This window comes from Pseudomonas sp. Irchel s3b6 (assembly GCF_900187415.1).
Taxonomy (GTDB): Bacteria; Pseudomonadota; Gammaproteobacteria; order Pseudomonadales; family Pseudomonadaceae; genus Aquipseudomonas.
Genome location: NZ_FYDM01000004.1, coordinates 173,296 through 190,797, shown reverse-complemented (window position 1 = coordinate 190,797; position 17,502 = coordinate 173,296). Strand labels below are relative to the sequence as shown.

General features: G+C 60.6%; 17 protein-coding genes and 1 pseudogene. 12 read left to right on the top strand and 6 right to left on the bottom strand.

Features of this window, described 5'->3' with window-relative positions; genetic code table 11:
* Positions 1 to 30 precede the first annotated feature (30 nt).
* The 12 genes and pseudogenes from ubiE (at position 31) to CKW07_RS09260 (ending at position 9,368) form a co-directional block, all read left to right on the top strand.
* On the top strand, positions 31 to 801 hold the full coding sequence (ubiE, locus tag CKW07_RS09310) for a bifunctional demethylmenaquinone methyltransferase/2-methoxy-6-polyprenyl-1,4-benzoquinol methylase UbiE (protein WP_095078001.1): 771 nt from the start codon (positions 31 to 33) through the stop codon (positions 799 to 801).
* Positions 801 to 1,424 carry an SCP2 domain-containing protein gene (locus CKW07_RS09305; RefSeq protein WP_095144620.1) on the top strand — a complete coding sequence of 208 codons (624 nt, stop codon included), beginning with the start codon at positions 801 to 803 and terminating at the stop codon, positions 1,422 to 1,424. The genes ubiE and CKW07_RS09305 overlap by 1 nt, the downstream gene beginning before the upstream one ends.
* A complete protein-coding gene (gene ubiB, locus CKW07_RS09300; protein ID WP_095144619.1) occupies positions 1,421 to 3,025 on the top strand; it encodes a ubiquinone biosynthesis regulatory protein kinase UbiB in 1,605 nt (534 codons plus the stop codon). Before CKW07_RS09305 ends, ubiB begins: the two co-directional genes overlap by 4 nt.
* 170 nt (positions 3,026 to 3,195) lie before the next feature.
* Positions 3,196 to 3,597, top strand: coding sequence for a phosphoribosyl-AMP cyclohydrolase (gene hisI, locus CKW07_RS09295; protein ID WP_095144618.1), 402 nt, complete (start codon positions 3,196 to 3,198; stop codon positions 3,595 to 3,597).
* On the top strand, positions 3,590 to 3,922 hold the full coding sequence (locus CKW07_RS09290) for a phosphoribosyl-ATP diphosphatase (RefSeq protein ID WP_003220849.1): 333 nt from the start codon (positions 3,590 to 3,592) through the stop codon (positions 3,920 to 3,922). The genes hisI and CKW07_RS09290 overlap by 8 nt, the downstream gene beginning before the upstream one ends.
* 25 nt (positions 3,923 to 3,947) lie before the next feature.
* Complete coding sequence (locus tag CKW07_RS09285) at positions 3,948 to 4,226, top strand: twin-arginine translocase TatA/TatE family subunit (protein ID WP_095077997.1); 279 nt, start codon at positions 3,948 to 3,950, stop codon at positions 4,224 to 4,226.
* Positions 4,227 to 4,236: 10 nt separating this feature from the next.
* The gene (tatB, locus tag CKW07_RS09280) at positions 4,237 to 4,656 is read left to right on the top strand and encodes a Sec-independent protein translocase protein TatB (protein ID WP_095144617.1); all 420 of its coding nucleotides are present in this window, start codon (positions 4,237 to 4,239) and stop codon (positions 4,654 to 4,656) included.
* Entirely contained in the window at positions 4,653 to 5,447 is a 795-nt protein-coding gene (tatC, locus tag CKW07_RS09275; RefSeq protein ID WP_095077995.1) for a twin-arginine translocase subunit TatC, read from the top strand. Before tatB ends, tatC begins: the two co-directional genes overlap by 4 nt.
* A complete protein-coding gene (locus CKW07_RS09270; RefSeq protein ID WP_095144616.1) occupies positions 5,444 to 6,151 on the top strand; it encodes a 16S rRNA (uracil(1498)-N(3))-methyltransferase in 708 nt (235 codons plus the stop codon). The genes tatC and CKW07_RS09270 overlap by 4 nt, the downstream gene beginning before the upstream one ends.
* A gap of 130 nt (positions 6,152 to 6,281) precedes the next feature.
* Positions 6,282 to 7,340 (top strand): annotated as a pseudogene (locus CKW07_RS25930) (methyl-accepting chemotaxis protein); the annotation flags it as partial.
* Complete coding sequence (locus CKW07_RS25925; protein WP_371850647.1) at positions 7,326 to 8,198, top strand: methyl-accepting chemotaxis protein; 873 nt, start codon at positions 7,326 to 7,328, stop codon at positions 8,196 to 8,198. The pseudogene CKW07_RS25930 and the gene CKW07_RS25925, both read left to right, overlap by 15 nt.
* A 342-nt stretch (positions 8,199 to 8,540) precedes the next feature.
* Positions 8,541 to 9,368 (top strand): hypothetical protein, encoded by an 828-nt coding sequence (locus tag CKW07_RS09260; protein WP_095144614.1) that lies wholly within the window; start codon positions 8,541 to 8,543, stop codon positions 9,366 to 9,368.
* A 91-nt stretch (positions 9,369 to 9,459) separates the two neighbouring features.
* Here the strand turns inward: CKW07_RS09260 and CKW07_RS09255 are convergent, their stop codons facing one another.
* The 6 genes from CKW07_RS09255 to CKW07_RS09230 all read right to left on the bottom strand — a co-directional run bounded on the left by CKW07_RS09255 (position 9,460) and on the right by CKW07_RS09230 (position 17,237).
* Positions 9,460 to 9,930, bottom strand: a complete 471-nt coding sequence (locus CKW07_RS09255; RefSeq protein WP_095144613.1) for an HIT family protein — start codon at positions 9,928 to 9,930, stop codon at positions 9,460 to 9,462.
* 137 nt (positions 9,931 to 10,067) lie between these two features.
* Positions 10,068 to 10,802, bottom strand: a complete 735-nt coding sequence (locus tag CKW07_RS09250) for an amino acid ABC transporter ATP-binding protein (RefSeq protein WP_095077991.1) — start codon at positions 10,800 to 10,802, stop codon at positions 10,068 to 10,070.
* Positions 10,795 to 11,754: an amino acid ABC transporter permease gene (locus CKW07_RS09245; RefSeq protein WP_095077990.1), complete on the bottom strand. Its 960-nt coding sequence runs from the start codon at positions 11,752 to 11,754 to the stop codon at positions 10,795 to 10,797. The genes CKW07_RS09250 and CKW07_RS09245 overlap by 8 nt, the downstream gene beginning before the upstream one ends.
* A 142-nt stretch (positions 11,755 to 11,896) precedes the next feature.
* Positions 11,897 to 12,694: a transporter substrate-binding domain-containing protein gene (locus tag CKW07_RS09240; RefSeq protein ID WP_095144863.1), complete on the bottom strand. Its 798-nt coding sequence runs from the start codon at positions 12,692 to 12,694 to the stop codon at positions 11,897 to 11,899.
* Between the two features lie 192 nt (positions 12,695 to 12,886).
* Positions 12,887 to 15,457 (bottom strand): glucans biosynthesis glucosyltransferase MdoH, encoded by a 2,571-nt coding sequence (gene mdoH, locus CKW07_RS09235; RefSeq protein WP_095144612.1) that lies wholly within the window; start codon positions 15,455 to 15,457, stop codon positions 12,887 to 12,889.
* The gene (locus CKW07_RS09230) at positions 15,450 to 17,237 is read right to left on the bottom strand and encodes a glucan biosynthesis protein G (RefSeq protein WP_176465301.1); all 1,788 of its coding nucleotides are present in this window, start codon (positions 17,235 to 17,237) and stop codon (positions 15,450 to 15,452) included. Before CKW07_RS09230 ends, mdoH begins: the two co-directional genes overlap by 8 nt.
* Positions 17,238 to 17,502: the final 265 nt, after the last annotated feature.

Below are 17,502 nucleotides of genomic sequence, written 5' to 3'. Positions count from 1 at the left end.
TGTCGCGCAATCTCTTTTGGTGACAGCGATATGACTGACCAGCGCAAAGGCAGCGATGCCGAACCCACCACACACTTCGGCTTCAAAAACGTTCCGGAAAGCCAGAAAGCGGAAAAAGTCGCCGAGGTGTTCCACTCGGTAGCCGCCAAGTACGACTTGATGAACGACGTGCTGTCCGGCGGTATGCACCGCCTGTGGAAGCGTTTCACCATCGAACTGTCGGGTGTACGCGCAGGCAATCGCGTGCTGGACATCGCCGGCGGCACGGGCGACCTGGCGGCCAAATTCTCCCATCTGGTCGGCCCGACCGGTCAGGTGGTGCTGGCCGACATCAACGAGTCCATGCTCAAGGTCGGTCGCGACCGTCTGCTGGACAAGGGTGTGGCCGGCAACATCGAATTCGTCCAGGCCGACGCTGAAAAGCTGCCATTCCCGGACAACCACTTCGACTGCGTGACCATCGCCTTCGGCTTGCGCAACGTTACCCACAAGGAAGACGCCCTGCGCTCGATGCTGCGGGTGCTCAAGCCTGGCGGCCGCCTGCTGGTGCTGGAGTTCTCCAAGCCCACCAACGCGCTGATGTCCAAGGCCTATGACGCGTACTCGTTTGCCTTCATGCCGATGGTCGGCAAACTGATCCTCAATGACCCGGAAAGCTATCGCTACCTGGCCGAATCGATCCGCATGCACCCGAATCAGGAAACCCTGAAGTCGATGATGGTCGAAGCCGGTTTCGACCGCGTGACCTACCACAACATGACTGCCGGCATCGTCGCCCTGCACCGCGGCATCAAACCCTGATGTTGCTCGCCGGCCTGCTCGCCAGTGTCGAACTCGGCCTCAACCGGGTACTGCGGCTCGACAGCACAGCCCTGCCGCGCCTGGCCCATTTGAGCGGCAAGGTGATTGCCGTCGAGTGTCGCAGCCCGGCGCTTGAGCTGTTCATCCTGCCCAGCGATGAAAGCCTGATGCTGGCGTCCCATTGGGAAACCGCGGCCGACTGCACCTTGCGCGCACCCGCCTCGAGCCTGTTGGCGCTGGCCATGAGCAAGGACAAGACCTCGGTCCTGCACCGTACCGAGGTAGAGCTGGACGGTGACAGCGGCGTGCTGCTGGAACTGGCCGCCGTGTTGCAGGACCTGGAACTGGACTGGGAGTATGAACTCTCACGCTGGCTCGGCCCGGTTGCCACGCAACTGATTGGCGGCCACCTGCGCAGCCGCGCACGCTGGTATCAACAAGGATTCACCAGCCTGAACCAGAACCTCGCCGAATACCTCGCCGAAGAATCGCGCACCCTGGTCGGCCAGCGCGAAGCCGAAGCGCGGTTCAGCGAGCTGGACCAGATCAAACTCGACCTGGAACGTCTTGAGGCGCGCTTCGAGCGCCTCTCCCGATCCCTTGATTCAAGCGATAACGCATGAAGCTGCTTGCCGTCCGCCGTTTGTTGCGCATCCAGCGCGTCGTGATCCGCTACCGTCTCGATGACCTGCTGTTCGCCCTGCCACTGCCGTGGTTCCTGCTGGCGTTGCGTTATGCGTTGCCGTGGCGCTGGTTTCCGCGCAAAACCCTGGACCTGAGCCGGGGCGCTCGCTTGCGCCTGGCCTTGCAGGACCTGGGGCCGATCTTTATCAAGTTCGGGCAGATCCTCTCCACCCGCCGCGACCTGCTGCCCGAAGACATCGCCGATGAGCTGATGTTGCTGCAGGACCGGGTACCGCCCTTCGATTCACAGGTGGCGGTCAAGCTGATCGAAGATCAACTGGGCAAGAAGATCAGCGACGTGTTCAGCCGCTTCGACATCGAGCCGCTGGCGTCGGCCTCGGTCGCCCAGGTGCATGCCGCGCAACTCAAAAGCGGTGAAGAGGTGGTGGTCAAGGTCATCCGCCCCGGCCTCAAGCCCATCATCGCCCAAGACCTGGCATGGCTGTTCATTCTCGCCCGCGCCGCGGAAAAGTTCTCTGCCGACGCACGCTTGCTGCACCCGGTAGACGTGGTCAGCGACTACGAAAAAACCATCTACGACGAGCTCGACCTGCTGCGCGAGGCGGCCAACGCCAGCCAGCTCAAACGCAATTTCGACGACTCGCCACTGCTGTACGTACCCCAGGTCCACTGGGACTGGTGCCGGCCGAAAGTGCTGGTGATGGAGCGTATCTACGGGATTCAGGTCACCGACCTGGCGACCCTGGCCGACCAGCGCACCGACATGAAAATGCTCGCCGAGCGCGGCGTGGAGATTTTCTTCACCCAGGTGTTCCGCGACAGCTTTTTCCACGCCGACATGCACCCGGGCAACATCTTCGTCAGCACCGTGAACCCCTGGAGCCCGCAGTACATTGCCATCGACTGCGGGATCGTCGGCAGCCTCACCCCCGAGGACCAGGACTACCTGGCACGCAACCTGTTCGCGTTCTTCAAGCGTGACTACCGGCGCGTCGCGCAGTTGCACATCGATTCGGGCTGGGTGCCGGCTGAAACCAAGCTCAACGAATTCGAGGCGGCGATCCGCACGGTGTGCGAGCCGATCTTCGAAAAGCCGTTAAAGGATATTTCCTTCGGCCAAGTACTGATGCGCCTGTTCCAGACCGCGCGACGCTTCAACATGGAAGTGCAGCCACAGCTGGTATTGCTGCAAAAGACCCTGCTCAACATCGAAGGCCTGGGCCGTCAGCTGTACCCGGACCTGGACCTGTGGAACACCGCACAACCCTTCCTTGAACGCTGGATGCGCGAACGCGTGAGCCCCAAAGCCCTGCTGGGCAACCTGCACAGTCAGGTCGAGCAACTGCCGCACCTGGCCAACATGACCCGCGACCTGCTCGAGCGCATGTCCCTGCCCCACGCGGCCAACCCGCCACCTGCCTGGCACCGCCGCTCGGACGACTGGTTCCTGCGCCTGCTCGGCACCGCCCATCTGGCCGGCGGCGCGATCCTGCTGGCCGGCGGCCCATTGAACGAACTGGGCCACTGGCCGGGGGCGATCATGGTAGCCGTGGGCTTGTATCTGGTCGTTCGCCGATAGCAGGAAACAGCTGCAAGTTATAAGCTTCAAGCTTCAAGCGATGCTCGTAGCACTCACGTTTGCCTTATGCCTGTAGATTTGTAACGTTGCACATGACGAAAGAACGTAGCGGAATGGCTTTTACTTGTAGCTTGACGCTTAAAGCTAGCAACTGCTTTCAAGGCTCAACGATGAAAAACTGGCTGGACGAGATCAAATGGGACAGCGACGGCCTGGTGCCGGCCATCGCCCAGGATCACAAGACCGGGCGTGTGCTGATGATGGCCTGGATGAACCGCGAAGCGCTGGAACTGACCGCCCTCGAGAACCGTGCCATCTACTGGTCACGCTCGCGTGGCAAGCTGTGGCGCAAGGGTGAAGAGTCCGGGCACGTGCAAACCCTGCATGAAATGCGCCTGGACTGCGACGCCGACGTGATCATCCTGATGGTCGAGCAGATCGGCGACATCGCCTGTCACACCGGCCGCCAAAGCTGTTTCTACCGCGTCTTTGAAAACGGCGACTGGAAAACCGTCGACCCGGTGCTCAAGGATCCGCACGCCATCTATTGCGCAGGACACACCCATGAGTGACACCCTGACCCGCCTGGCCCAGGTGCTGGAAGAACGTAAAGGCGCAGCCGCCGACAGCTCCTATGTCGCCAGCCTGTACCACAAGGGTTTGAACAAGATTCTGGAAAAGGTCGGCGAAGAGTCGGTCGAGACCATCATCGCCGCCAAAGACGCCGCCATCAGCGGAGATTGCAGCGATGTCATCTACGAAACCGCCGATCTGTGGTTCCATAGCATGGTCATGCTGGCCCAACTGGGGCAGCATCCACAGGCGGTGCTCGACGAGCTGGACCGCCGTTTCGGCCTGTCCGGTCACGTCGAGAAAGCCTCGCGTCCGTCCGCCTGAACAACTATTTGAGAGGAGCAGCAACATGGGCATTTTTGACTGGAAACACTGGGTCGTCATCCTGGTCGTCGTGGTACTGGTATTCGGTACCAAGAAACTGAAAAACCTCGGCACCGACGTCGGTGAGTCGATCAAGGGCTTTCGCAAGGCCATGAATGACGACGAAAAGCCTGCCGAGCCGGGCGCTGCGCCAACCGCGCAACCAGCACCGCCCGTGCAGCCACACGCCTCGACCCTGAACGAGCCGCACACCATCGATGTGCAGGCCCAGAAAGTCCAAGAGCCGACCCGCAAAGACTCGTGAGCACAGACTAATGTTCGGTATCAGCTTCACTGAACTGCTGCTTGTCGGCCTCGTTGCCCTGCTGGTGCTGGGTCCCGAGCGTCTGCCGGGCGCTGCGCGCACCGCCGGCCTGTGGGTCGGACGGCTCAAGCGCAGCTTCAACGCGATCAAACAGGAAGTTGAACGTGAAATCGGCGCCGACGAAATTCGCCGGCAGCTGCACAACGAGCACATTCTGTCGCTGGAGCAAGAGGCCCGTAAAATCCTCACGCCCGTCCAGCAGCAACCGAGCCCCTTTGAATCGGTGGCCGAGCAGTCGATTGCACCTGCCGTAGCACCGACTGAAGTGCCGCCAGTCGTTGCCACACCACCGGCAACACCGGTGACTCCTGCGGCGGCAACCCCTGCGCCTGCTCCCCTCGACTCAACACTGCCGCCGCGAGCCCCATGAGCGATATTCCAGAGAACGACCAGCACATGCCGCTGGTTTCGCACCTCACCGAGTTGCGCACTCGCCTGCTGCGCTGCGTCGCGGCGATTTTCCTGATCTTCGCCGGGCTGTTTGCCTTCACCCAGCAGATCTACACCTTCGTCTCGACGCCTCTGCGTGCGTACCTGCCCGCTGGCGCGACGATGATCGCCACCGACGTCTCATCGCCGTTCCTGACGCCGCTGAAACTGACGATGATGGTCTCGCTGTTCCTGGCGATTCCGGTGATCCTGCATCAGATCTGGGGCTTCATCGCGCCAGGCCTGTACAAGCATGAGAAGCGCATCGCCGTGCCGTTGCTGGTGTCGAGCATCGTGCTGTTCTACGCCGGCATGGCCTTCGCCTACTTCCTGGTGTTCCCGCTGATCTTCAAGTTCTTCGCCGCTGCCACCCCGGCCGGCGTGGAAATGATGACCGACATCACCAGCTACCTCGATTTCGTCATGACGCTGTTCTTCGCCTTTGGCGTGGCATTCGAGATCCCGGTGGCCGTGGTGCTGCTGGTGTGGATCGGCGTGGTCGACGTCGCCTACCTGAAGAAAATCCGCCCGTACGTGATCATCGGCTGCTTCGTGGTCGGCATGATCCTTACCCCACCGGACATCTTCTCCCAGACCCTGCTGGCCGTACCGATGTGGATGCTGTTCGAAGTGGGCATCCTGTTTGGCAGCCTGATCAGTAAACGCGGCACGCACCCGGACGACCAGCCGGCTGACGATCACAACGACCAGCCACCAGCGACCCAACCGTGAACCTGCTGCTCCTTGAAGAGGCCGACTTCATTGCGGCCGACCGGGTGATCCTGCGTGATCGCCGGCTGACCCATATGCAGGAAGTCCACCGCTGTGAAGTGGGTGACAGCATGCGGGTCGGACGCATCGGCGGGCTGATGGGTTCGGCCGAAGTGCTGCGCCTGGAGCCGGCGGAAGCAGAGCTGCGGGTTACGCTCGACCAGCCTCCCCCGGCCAAGCTGCCACTGACCCTGATCCTGGCCCTGCCCCGGCCGAAAATGCTGCGTCGCGTGTTCCAGACCGTTGCCACCATGGGTGTGCCACGGGTGGTGCTGGTCAACAGCTACCGGGTGGAGAAAAGCTTCTGGCAGACGCCGTTTCTGGAGCCCGAAGCCATTCGCGAGCAACTGATTCTGGGGCTGGAACAGGCTCGCGACAGCGTGCTGCCGGACATCGTCATCGAAAAGCGCTTCAAGCCCTTCGTCGAGGACCGTCTGCCCGCCATCACCGACGGCACCCTGGGGCTGGTCGGTCATCCGGGCAACTTCCCGCCCTGCCCGCGCGGGCTGGACGAGCCGGTCACCCTGGCCATCGGCCCGGAAGGCGGCTGGATCCCCTACGAAATCGATTTGCTGGGCAAGGCCGGCCTGCAACCGGTACAGCTCGGCGAACGCATCCTGCGGGTTGAGACCGCCGTCACGGCCCTGCTCTCGCGACTGTTCTGACCCCATGTGGCGAGGGCGCTTGCTCCCTCGCCACCCGTAGTTACCTGCCCGGACAGCGCGGTACTCCTACAGAATTCCCTCCCCCTGCCGATAGGCTCTCCATAATTCCAATTAATGGGGAGTGCGCAGCATGTACCGATGGTTAGCCGAAAATCTGGGCAACGTGAGCGTCAATCGCAAGCTGGGCATCGGCTTTGGCCTGGTACTGCTGTTGACCCTGTTGATCACCGTCAACGGCTGGTCGGGAATGAGCAGCATCATCAGCCGCGGCGATAAGCTGGGTTACATCTCCAGCCTCAACGAGCTGACCAAAGACCTGCGTATCGCCCGCATGGACTATGAAATGCGTCGTGGCGAACAAGGCCCCGCTGCCGTGACTGACCTGCTGAACAAGCTCGACAGCGGCCTCAAAAGCGCACTGACGATGATTGAGCAACCGGCTGACCTGGCCCTGCTCAACCAGCAACTGGAGGCCGTCAGCAAATACCGGCACGCCTTTGCCGACATGACCCAGGCCACCGCCAACCGCGAAGCCGCCCGCGCCCAGCTCGGCGCCACCGCCGACCATGCCGTGGCCCGCGTGGCCGAGGTCGAAAAAGCCCTGCTGCAGGGCGATAACGTCAGCCAGTTCAACGCTGTCATCGAGCTCGGCAAGCTGCTCCAGCAAGCGCGTTTCCAGGTGCGCGGCTACACCTACAGCGGCAAGGTCGAGGCCCAGCAACCAGCACTGGACGCCATCGACAATGCCCTGAAATACCTCAAGGCCTTGCCCGGGCAACTGCCGGAGCAGCACGTCGGCAACCTGCAACAGGCCAGCGACTCGCTGGTCGGCTACCGCGCGGCCGTCGCCCGGTTCCGCGACGCCCAACTGGCCAGCGCCACGGCCCTCAAGGGCATGTCCGGCCAGGGTGACCTGCTGATGGACTTGAGCAAACAACTCACCACCTCGCAGACCGTCGTGCGTGACACTGACGCCGCCCACGCCAAGAACACCCTGCTGCTGGCTACCGTGCTGGCACTGGTGTTCGGCCTGCTCGCCGCCTGGGCCATTACCCGGCAGATCATCATCCCGCTGACCCAGACCCTCAAGGTCGCCGAGCGCATTGCCGCTGGCGACCTGACCCACGACCTCATTTCGCAACGCCGCGACGAACTGGGCCAGTTGCAACGCGCCATGCAGAGCATGAGCGTCGGCCTGCGCGAACTGATCGGAGGTATCAGCGATGGCGTGACGCAGATAGCCAGCGCCGCCGAACAACTCTCCGCCGTGACCGAGCAGACCAGCGCCGGGGTCAACAGCCAGAAGGTGGAAACCGACCAGGTGGCCACGGCCATGAACGAAATGGCCGCCACCGTCCAGGAAGTCGCGCGCAACGCCGAGGAAGCCTCCGAAGCCGCCGTCGCTGCCGACCAGCAGGCCCGTGAAGGTGACAAGGTGGTCGGCCAAGCCATCGCCCAGATCGAGCGCCTGGCGACCGAGGTCGGCCACTCCACGGTCGCCATGGGCGATCTGAAGCGCGAGAGCGACAAGATCGGCAGCGTCCTGGACGTGATCAAGTCCGTGGCCCAGCAAACCAACCTGCTGGCCCTCAACGCCGCCATCGAGGCCGCGCGTGCTGGTGAAGCCGGCCGGGGCTTTGCCGTGGTCGCCGATGAAGTGCGCAGCCTGGCGCAACGCACCCAGAAGTCCACCGAAGAGATCGAGGAATTGATTGTCGGCCTGCAGAGCGGCACCCAACAGGTCGCCACCATCCTGGACAACAGCCGCAGTCTCACCGACAGCAGCGTCGAACTGACACGTCGCGCCGGCGGCTCGCTGGACAACATCACCCGCACCGTTTCAGCGATTCAGGCGATGAACCAGCAGATCGCTGCCGCCGCCGAACAGCAAAGCGCTGTGGCCGAAGAGATCAACCGCAGCGTGCTGAACGTGCGTGATGTGTCCGAACAGACTTCGGCCGCCAGTGAGGAGACGGCAGCCTCCAGTATCGAGTTGGCGCGACTGGGTACCCACCTGCAGATGCTGGTGGGCAAGTTCAAAGTTTGAGAGCGGTGTGAAGTGCCTCCTCCCATACGGGAAGGAGGCCAGCACACACTGTTAACTAAATATTAAAATCAAATATTCAAAACGCAAAACAAACCTCACCAAACATCAAAACAGCACAGCCCCCAACAAAAACATTAGAAACACATACAACACTCACTAACCAATCCTTATGCTAAGTTAAAGCCTCACACAAACCCAGGCTTCGACTTTGCAATTCAATCAACCTAGCAAAACAACCACAACACCATTTAAAACCGTCGACCCGCAAAGTCAGCTGCCTTTTATTACATAAGGGCAACTACAATGAATAGCACAGCACGCAATAGCAGACACACTTCCTGGATGCAATCCATCTACAACACTATCAAGCACTTAAAACTTCATGAGCTTGCGCTGCCATCGGCCCACAACTCAGGTATGGATAAAGGTGTGGCCGAGCCCATAAGCAGACACTGGGCGGTTTGCCAGGACCATATATTCTCCGTTCAAATGAACCATGGCGCTCGCGTTCTCGACCTGCGCATCGTCGACAACAGTTACAAAAAAGATGTCGGCGGCTCGAAAATTCCAAAATACAGGTTCGTGGAAAATATCACCTGCCAGCATGGAATCCAAGGCCGTAGTCTCGACCGATGTGTCTCTTCAGTACGCACATTCGCTGAAGCCAATCGCGGTGAGATCGTCATATTGGACATTCACTCTTATAGTCCAGGACGAAACCTTAACAATGCGATCCAGCGCTGTAAGAACAAACTCAGCACCTTGGCCAACCTATTGATTCCTCCTACCGCGAGCGCACTGACGCTTGAAGAAATTCGTCAGACTTACCCCGGGAAAAACATCATTATTTGCTGGAGTCAGGGAGGTTACTGGCCGACGATCCAACACCGTTGGTCTGGCAATAACATTACATCAGAGAGCCAACTAATGGCGTTCATTCAGAGGTCCAGAAATGAATCAGCAAAAGGCGCTCTCAACTCCCTATCAGCTACCGCATACACCGTGGCTAACGGCCCTGTACGCATAAAGAATGGCAATAGTATCTGGGATGAAGTTTTCAGCCCCCTGCAACAATCGTTCAACATTATAAATGCTGATTTCCTTCAAGACACTGGCGTCGTGGAGCGATGCATTGCACTGAACAACGCGAGAGGCAGCAAGACATTTTAGCCTCCCTTCAACCACCCGAGAGTTATCGTGGCGTGCTGCAAGGCACACCTGCGTTTGGCTTTAACGTTTGGAATGAGGAGCAGCCGCTAGTTTATACCTCGATGTCGCCAACACCACGAATATGCTGCGCCATGCCCGCCAAGTCCTGGGTGGCCTCGCCCTTGAAATCATGGGACGAGATATAGCCTTCGTAGCGCTCGAAGAACTTGTCGACATTGGAGCTGATGGGCTTGAAGGCGCTTGAGTCGCCCGTCCCGTGCATGGGGAAGAGCTTGGCGTGCAAATGGTCAATGCCATAGCCTTCCAGCATAAGGCCGGTTCGGCCGACGTCCGGAAGCGCTTTGTCGATCAACAGCGCGACTTTTTTCGCGGCGATCATCAGTGCCGACAACACTTCGTCAGACTGGGCAAACGCATAGCTGCCAACGTGCTGCTTGGGCACAACGACCGAAAAACCCGGGGTGTTAGGACGGCTGGACAGGAAGGCCGCATGGGCATCGTCTTCCCAGATCAGGTGCATCGGCGCCTGGCCGGCGAGCATTGTGCAAAAGATACATTCCATGTGTTTACCGCTCCGTGGATTTATTGCCGACCCTTGAATGAACGCACGAACCATTCGGCGATTTAGCGCTTCACGCTGAATCGGTGAACGAAGGGAGCCCCTGAGCATTCCCACGGGAACGCTCAGGGGCGACGCCGTTACAGGACCTGGCGCAAGAACGCCTGCGCCCGCGGATCCTTTGGCGCATCGAAGAACTCGGCCGGCGAGGCGTCTTCCAGCAGTTTTCCATGATCGAAGAACAACACCCGATCCGCCACTTCCCGGGCAAAGCCCATCTCGTGGGTGACGCACACCATGGTCATGCCTTCCACGGCCAGGGTTTTCATCACGTCCAGCACTTCGCCGACCATTTCCGGATCGAGCGCCGAGGTCGGTTCGTCGAACAGCATGACCTTGGGCTCCATCGCCAACGCCCGGGCGATTGCCACCCGCTGTTGTTGACCGCCGGACAGGCGTGACGGGAACTCGTGGGCCTTCTGCGCAATACCGACCTTTTCCAGCAGCGCCATGGCCTTGGCCTCGCGCTCCTTCTTGCCGCGCTTGCGCACGACCTTCTGCGCCAGGCAGAGGTTTTCCAGCACGGTCATGTGCGGGAACAGGTTGAAGTGCTGGAACACCATGCCGACTTCACGCCGGTAGGCATTCACGTCGGTTTTCGGGTCGGCCAGTTGCAGGCCGTCGATGCTCACCGAGCCGGAATCGAACTCTTCCAGGCCATTGAGGCAACGCAGGAAGGTCGACTTGCCGGAGCCGGACGGGCCGATCACCACCAGCACTTCGCCCTTGGCCACTTGGGTGGTGACGTTATCCACCGCGCGAACCACCTGGCCACGGGTGTCGAAGACTTTTATCAGATCGCGGACTTCAATCACTTTGCGCGAGCCTCCGCTCAAGCCGGCTGGCCATTTTCGACAGCGGCAGGTTGATCAACAGGTACAGCCCGGCCACGCAGAACAGGATTTCGAACGGCGAGAACGAGGTGGTGATGACTTCACGGCCGCTTTTGAGCAGCTCGGTGATGGCGATCACCGACACCAGCGAGGTGTCCTTGACCAGGCTGATGAACTGCCCCGCCAACGGCGGCAACACGCGCTTGAACGCCTGCGGCAGCACCACGTGGCGCATCGACTGGCTGGCATTCAGGCCCAGCGAGCGAGCCGCTTCGTTCTGCCCACGGGCAATCGACTGTACGCCGGAACGAATGATCTCGGCCACATAGGCACCGGTGAACAGTGACAGCGCGGCGATCCCGGCGAACTCGCGAGACAGGTTCAGCACCGTGCCGATAAAGAAGTAGAAAATGAAGATCTGCACCAGCAGCGGCGTACCACGCACCAGTTCGATGTAGACGATCGACAGGTCACGCAAGGTCGGGTTATTCGACAGCCGGCACAGGCCCGTTGCCAGCCCGATCAGCAACCCGAGCACACCGGACACCACGGACAGCCACAAGGTGGTCCAGAGGCCCCACATCAGCGGCCCCGCGGCCCAATGCCGGGTGACACCAATCACGTCGCCCTCGGCCACATCGTCGCCACGGGCCACTTGCAGGCTGTTGTCGTCGACGGTCAGCACTTGTTCGGTGCCGGCATCGTTGCGCAGGGTCACTTGCGCTTTGTCGCCCTTGCGCACCAGTTCACTGACGGTGGAGATGTCGGCGGCACGCTGGGTTTCTTCGGCGTGGTAGGCGAAGTACTGCGGCACGCGGTTCCAGCGCCACTCGTAGGACATCAGCGAGGTGGCGTAATACAACGCGCCAGCCATGCCGATCAGCACCAGCACGGTCAGCACGTGCCAGGGCCATTGGGCTTTTTTATGTTTCATCTGTAAGACTCTGAAATTCGCTCGTTCCCACGCTCTGCGTGGGAATGCATCCTGTGACGCTCTGCGTCACGCCAGCGAAGGGACGCGGAGCGTCCCGGGCGGTATTCCCACGCGGAGCGTGGGAACGATCATTTACTGGCCCTTACTCCATGTCTTTTTGCCAAGCGGTGTCTTTGAACCACTTGTCATGGATGCGATCGTAGGTGCCGTCTTCGCGGATCTGGTGCAGGAAGTTGTTAATGAAGTTGAGGCTGTCGTAGTCGCCCTTCTTCAGACCGAAGGCCAGTGGCTCGTAGGTGAACGGCTTGTCGAGGAACACCAGCTTGCCGTTGCCAACCTTGTTGACCGCGACCACGTTGTACGGTGCGTCGTAGATAAAGGCATCGGCCTTGCCGTTGACCACGTCGAGCACGGCTTCCTGCTCGTTGTCGTAGCCGTGGTACTTGGCCTTGGAGATCAGCTTCCTGGCGACCATCTCGCCGGTGGTGCCCTGCTTGGAGGTGATGCGGTAGTCAGCGGTGTTCAGGTCTTTGTAGGACTTGATGGTGCCTTCCAGTTCCTTGCGGATCAGCAGGGTCTGGCCGACCACGATGAAGGGTTCGCTGAAGTTCAGGCGCAGGTTACGCTCCTGGGTCAGGGTCATGCCGCTGCCGATCATGTCGAACTTGTCGGTCAACAGGGCCGGGATGATCCCGTCATAGCCGGTGGAGACCAGCTCCAGCTTGACGCCCATGGCCTTGGTCATGGCCTTGAGGAGGTCGACTTCGAAGCCGATGATTTCGCCGCGCTTGTTGGTCATTTCGAACGGCATGTAAGTCGGGTCCATGCCGACTTTCAGCGTGCCGCGCTTGACCGCGTCATCGATGGCGCCGGCTTGCGCCGCGTTGACTGCAACCAGTGCCGTGACGCCGAGCAGCAGCATCGAGAGATACTTCTTCATCATCAAAGTCCCCAATCTTTTTGTAGTAAGGCGCGCAAACCGCCGTTTTCCTTTGGAAAACCGACAGATACGGACAAAAAATTGTCCGGGCGTACCAAAGAAGGGAGCGATGCTAACGCACTCGGCCGTTTGCACAAGGGGTTACAGAAAATCCGCTAAAAAAAAGCCCCGCGGGTTAGCGGGGCTTTCTCATCAGGCCAGTTGCGCCTGGGTCATGACCGGCTTGAGCGGCAACAGCGGTGCGTGAGGATCGGCTTTCACCGAGTCTCGCCACGCGCCCAGCCACTCGGCATGGCCTTCGCTCCAGACCTGCTCATGCAGGCGAGCCAGGGCCACCGGATCGCTGAGCAGTTGCAGGCGGTCATGGTTGTTCAACCCGGCAGGCCCGACTTTCAGGGCATGCCTGACCCGCTCGGTGCGCAGCCACTCGATCGGCTCGGCCTGACCGTGACGCGAAGTCGCCAGCGAGCACGCCAGGGCGTTCTGCTGCGGGTCGACCACGGCACGGATAAAGCCGTCGTTCAGGGCATGCCAACGGTTTTCGTGGGTGTACTGGTCGGTCGCCAGCAAGGCCTGTGGCGGATTGTACTCCTCAGGAATCAGGAACAGGCTCTCGTCACGGGACTTCAGGCCCAGGCCCACGCGACTGGAGATCACCGACACCGGGATCGACAGCATCAGCGAGCCAACGATCGGCACCAGCCACCACAGGAAGCTCGGGTTCAGCCAGATCACCAGCAAGGCCCAGAAGAAGCCCAGCAGGGTCTGCGGACCGTGGCGCTTGACCGCTTCGCTCCACGGCGTGGAGTCGTCGTCACGCTGTGGCGAGTTCCAGGTCGCGGCCCAACCGAGGAACGCGGCGAGCACGAAACGGGTGTGGAAGATCATCCGTACTGGCGCCAGCAGCATGGAGAACAACATCTCCAGCAGCATCGACATCGTCACCTTGAACTTGCCGCCGAACTCTTTCGCGCCCTTGGCCCAGATCAGGATGATGCTCAGCAACTTCGGCAGGAACAGCAGCACGATGGTGGTCGAGAACAGGGCGATGGCCTTGTCCGGATGCCATTGCGGCCACAGCGGATACAGCTGGCGCGGCTCCAGGAAGTACTGCGGCTCCATCAGCGTGTTGACCGCCAGCAGCGCCGTCGACAACACCAGGAAGAAGAACCACAACGGTGCCGACAGGTAGGACATCACGCCGGTCAGGAACACCGCACGGTGCACCGGGTGCATGCCCTTGACCAGGAACAGGCGGAAGTTCATCAGGTTGCCGTGGCACCAGCGACGGTCACGCTTGAGTTCATCCAGCAGGTTCGGCGGCAGTTCTTCATAGCTGCCCGGCAGGTCGTAGGCAATCCACACGCCCCAGCCGGCACGGCGCATCAGCGCGGCTTCAACGAAGTCGTGGGACAGGATGGCCCCCGCAAAGGCACCTTTACCGGGCAACGGCGCCAGGGCGCAGTGCTCGATGAACGGCTTCATGCGGATGATCGCGTTGTGACCCCAGTAGTGGGATTCGCCCAGTTGCCAGAAGTGCAGGCCAGCCGTGAACAGCGGACCGTAGACACGGGTAGCGAACTGCTGCATGCGCGCATACAGGGTGTCCATGCCCGACGCACGCGGCGCGGTCTGGATGATCCCGGCGTCCGGCGTGGCTTCCATCAAACGCACCAGACTGGTCAGGCACTCGCCGCTCATCACCGAGTCAGCGTCGAGCACGACCATGTACTTGTAGTCACCGCCCCAACGACGGCAGAAGTCGTCGAGGTTACCGCTCTTGCGCTTCACGCGGCGGCGACGGCGGCGATAGAAGATCTTGCCGAAGCCCTTGGCTTCGCGGCAGACGTCCAGCCAGGCCTGCTGCTCGGCCACGCAGATGTCGGAGTCGTTGCTGTCACTGAGGACGAAGAAGTCGAATCGATCCAGGTCACCCGTCGCGGCGACCGACTCGAAGGTCGCGCGCAAACCGGCGAACACCCGCGGGACGTCTTCGTTGCAGATCGGCATCACCAAGGCGGTACGAGCGTCCTTGGGAATCGGCTCGTTACCGGCGCTTTTGCCGGAAATACGGTACTTGTCATGCCCGGTGAGCAACTCGAGGAAGCCCATCAGCGCCGTCCAGAAACCGGCCGAGACCCAGCAGAACAGAATCCCGAACAGAATCAGGATGCTGGTTTGCAAGGCATACGGCAGCACCTGGGTGGCGGTTTGCATCAGTGGCTGGTGCAGAACCTCGTCCAGGTCGACGAACGACCAGCCCTGGTACGGCATGATGCCTTTCATGTACCAGCCGGCGACGATGGTCTGGCCGAGCATCAGCACCAACAGGATGTAGCGACGGATCGAACCGACGGTGCGCCAGCGCGCGGCCGGCAACACACGCTCATCTTTCGGCGGGTTCGGCGGGTTGGTACGCCCGGTCAGGCGACGCCAGCCACGCACCAGGATGTTGGTACGCCATGGCTCGGGGACGACCTTGGTCCGACGAATCGGCGGGGTGGCTTTCAGGCACACCCGACCGCTGGCGTCGAGCGCCAGCATCTCGGCGTCCTCCAACTCCTGCGCGGAATTGAGGGTCAGCCGACGACCCACCGAGGCTTGTGCAGCCTCGACCGGTTCGTCGAACGTCTTGGACGACAGGCGCTCATGCAGCTCGCTGAAGGACTTGCAGCCCGCCAGTTCGGCGCGCTGCTCATCGGTCATTGGCAGGTGGGCCAGGTACTCGCTGAGAGACTCTGGCTGTGCTTGGGAATTACTCATCGGCAGGCAACTGATAGCTCCAGGTCTCGGTCAAGACTTGCTCGGTTTTAACCGCTGACTCTGAGGTGGAGAGTGGTGTGGCTGGATTCGCATCGGCAGCCACAGGCTGCTTGGCGTCTTTGTTGTCCTTTTCCTTGGCATCGTTGCCAGCTTGCTGGGCTTCAGCCTGCCTGGCTTCCTTGTCTTTCTTTTCCTGCTGTTTGGCGGCGACCTTGTCAGCCTTGGCAACGGCGGAGTTCGAGGTGGCTACCAGGGTCTTGGCAGGTTCGACAGGGGTAACGTCCTTGACCAGGGCCGCGCGCATCTCGGTGGACTTGCTCGGGTCCTTGATCTTCATGCGCAGCGTCAGGCGCCAGCCCTTGGTTTCAGGGTTGTAGCGCACGCTGTTCTCGACCAGTTCGGCGTTGTCGCCCACGCTCACCTGGCTACGCACTTCGGCCGTTTCCGGCAGGGCCTGCAGGGACGGGCCTTCGAAGTCCACCAGGTAGGCAACGCTGCCGTCCGGCTGACGAATCAGGTTGGACTGCTTCACGTCACCGGTGGAACGCAGGGTCTGTTCAACCCAGGCGCTGTCCGGCGAGTGCAGGGAAGCCTCGTCGATGGTCCAGTGCATGCGGTACGCGAAGTCCAGCGGCTGACCTGCTTCCGGCAGTTTTTCCGGGCTCCAGAAGGCAACGATGTTGTCGTTGGTTTCGTCGGCGGTCGGGATCTCTACGAGGTCGACAGTGCCTTTACCCCAGTCGCCTTTTGGCTCGATCCAGGCGCTTGGGCGCTTGTCGTAACGGTCATCGAGGTCTTCGTAATGACTGAAGTCACGACCACGCTGCAGCAGACCGAAACCACGCGGGTTCTCAACCTGGAAGTTGCTCACGGCCAGGTGTTTCGGGTTGTTCAACGGGCGCCAGATCCACTCGCCGTTACCGGCATGGATCGACAGACCGCTGGAATCGTGCAATTCGCGACGGTAGTTCAGGACTTTCGACGGCTGGTTGGCGCCGAACAGGAACATGCTGGTCAGCGGGGCGATCCCCAGCTTGCTGACCTTGTCACGCAGGAACATCTGCGCCTTGACGTCGACAACGGTGTCGCTGCCCGGACGCAGGGTCAGGCGGTAGGCACCCGTGGCGCGTGGCGAATCCAGCAGGGCGAAAATCACCAGGTGCTTGTCGGTCGGCTTTGGCTGCTCGATCCAGAACTCGGTGAAACGCGGGAACTCTTCACCCGACGGCAGTGCGGTGTCGATGGCCAGGCCACGGGCAGACAGGCCATAGACGTGGCCCTTGCCGACCACGCGGAAGTAACTCGCGCCGAGCATGGTCATGATTTCGTCTTGCTTGTCGGCCTTGTTGACCGGGTACAGGACACGGAAACCGGCATAACCCAGTTGCTCGGTGGCCTTGGGATCGAACTTCACGTCGCCGAAATCGAAACGACTCGGGTCGTACTTGATCTCTTCAACGGTGCTGGCGGTGATTTCGTTGATCTTCACCGGCGTGTCGAAGTGCATGCCCTGGTGATAGAACGACAGCTTGAACGGGGTTTTCTTGTTGGCCCATTCGGCTTTTTCGGTCAGGAAGCGGATTTTTTGATAATCCGCGAACTTCATCTCACGGAATTCGTTCGGCAGATTGCTGCGCGGGGCTTCGTACTTCTTCCCGGCCAGCTCTTTTGCCTTGACCGCCACATCATCCAGGTTGAATGCCCAAAGTTGGCCGGCGCTGAGCAGGCAAAGCAGTGCAGAGCCCGTCACCAGTGCATTACGTAACCGTTTGGCAGACATTCTTGGTGCATTACAGGGACTAACAATCACGAGCAACCCTCGCCGAAAACAAATCAAAAAACCAACGGCTAGCTATCTATGCGCCAGGTTGGCGAGCATTGTTCCGACTCCGCTGGGGCAAAATGATTCCCCAAACGGTCGCGAACAAGTCTCTACCTAAGTCAAAAATGGGCCAACGAACGCTGATCCCCGTAGCGCGGGATTATCTAGTAGCCCGCGTTACAACGCATCAGGGGTAACAAAGTATTTATCGCGAAAAACCCCT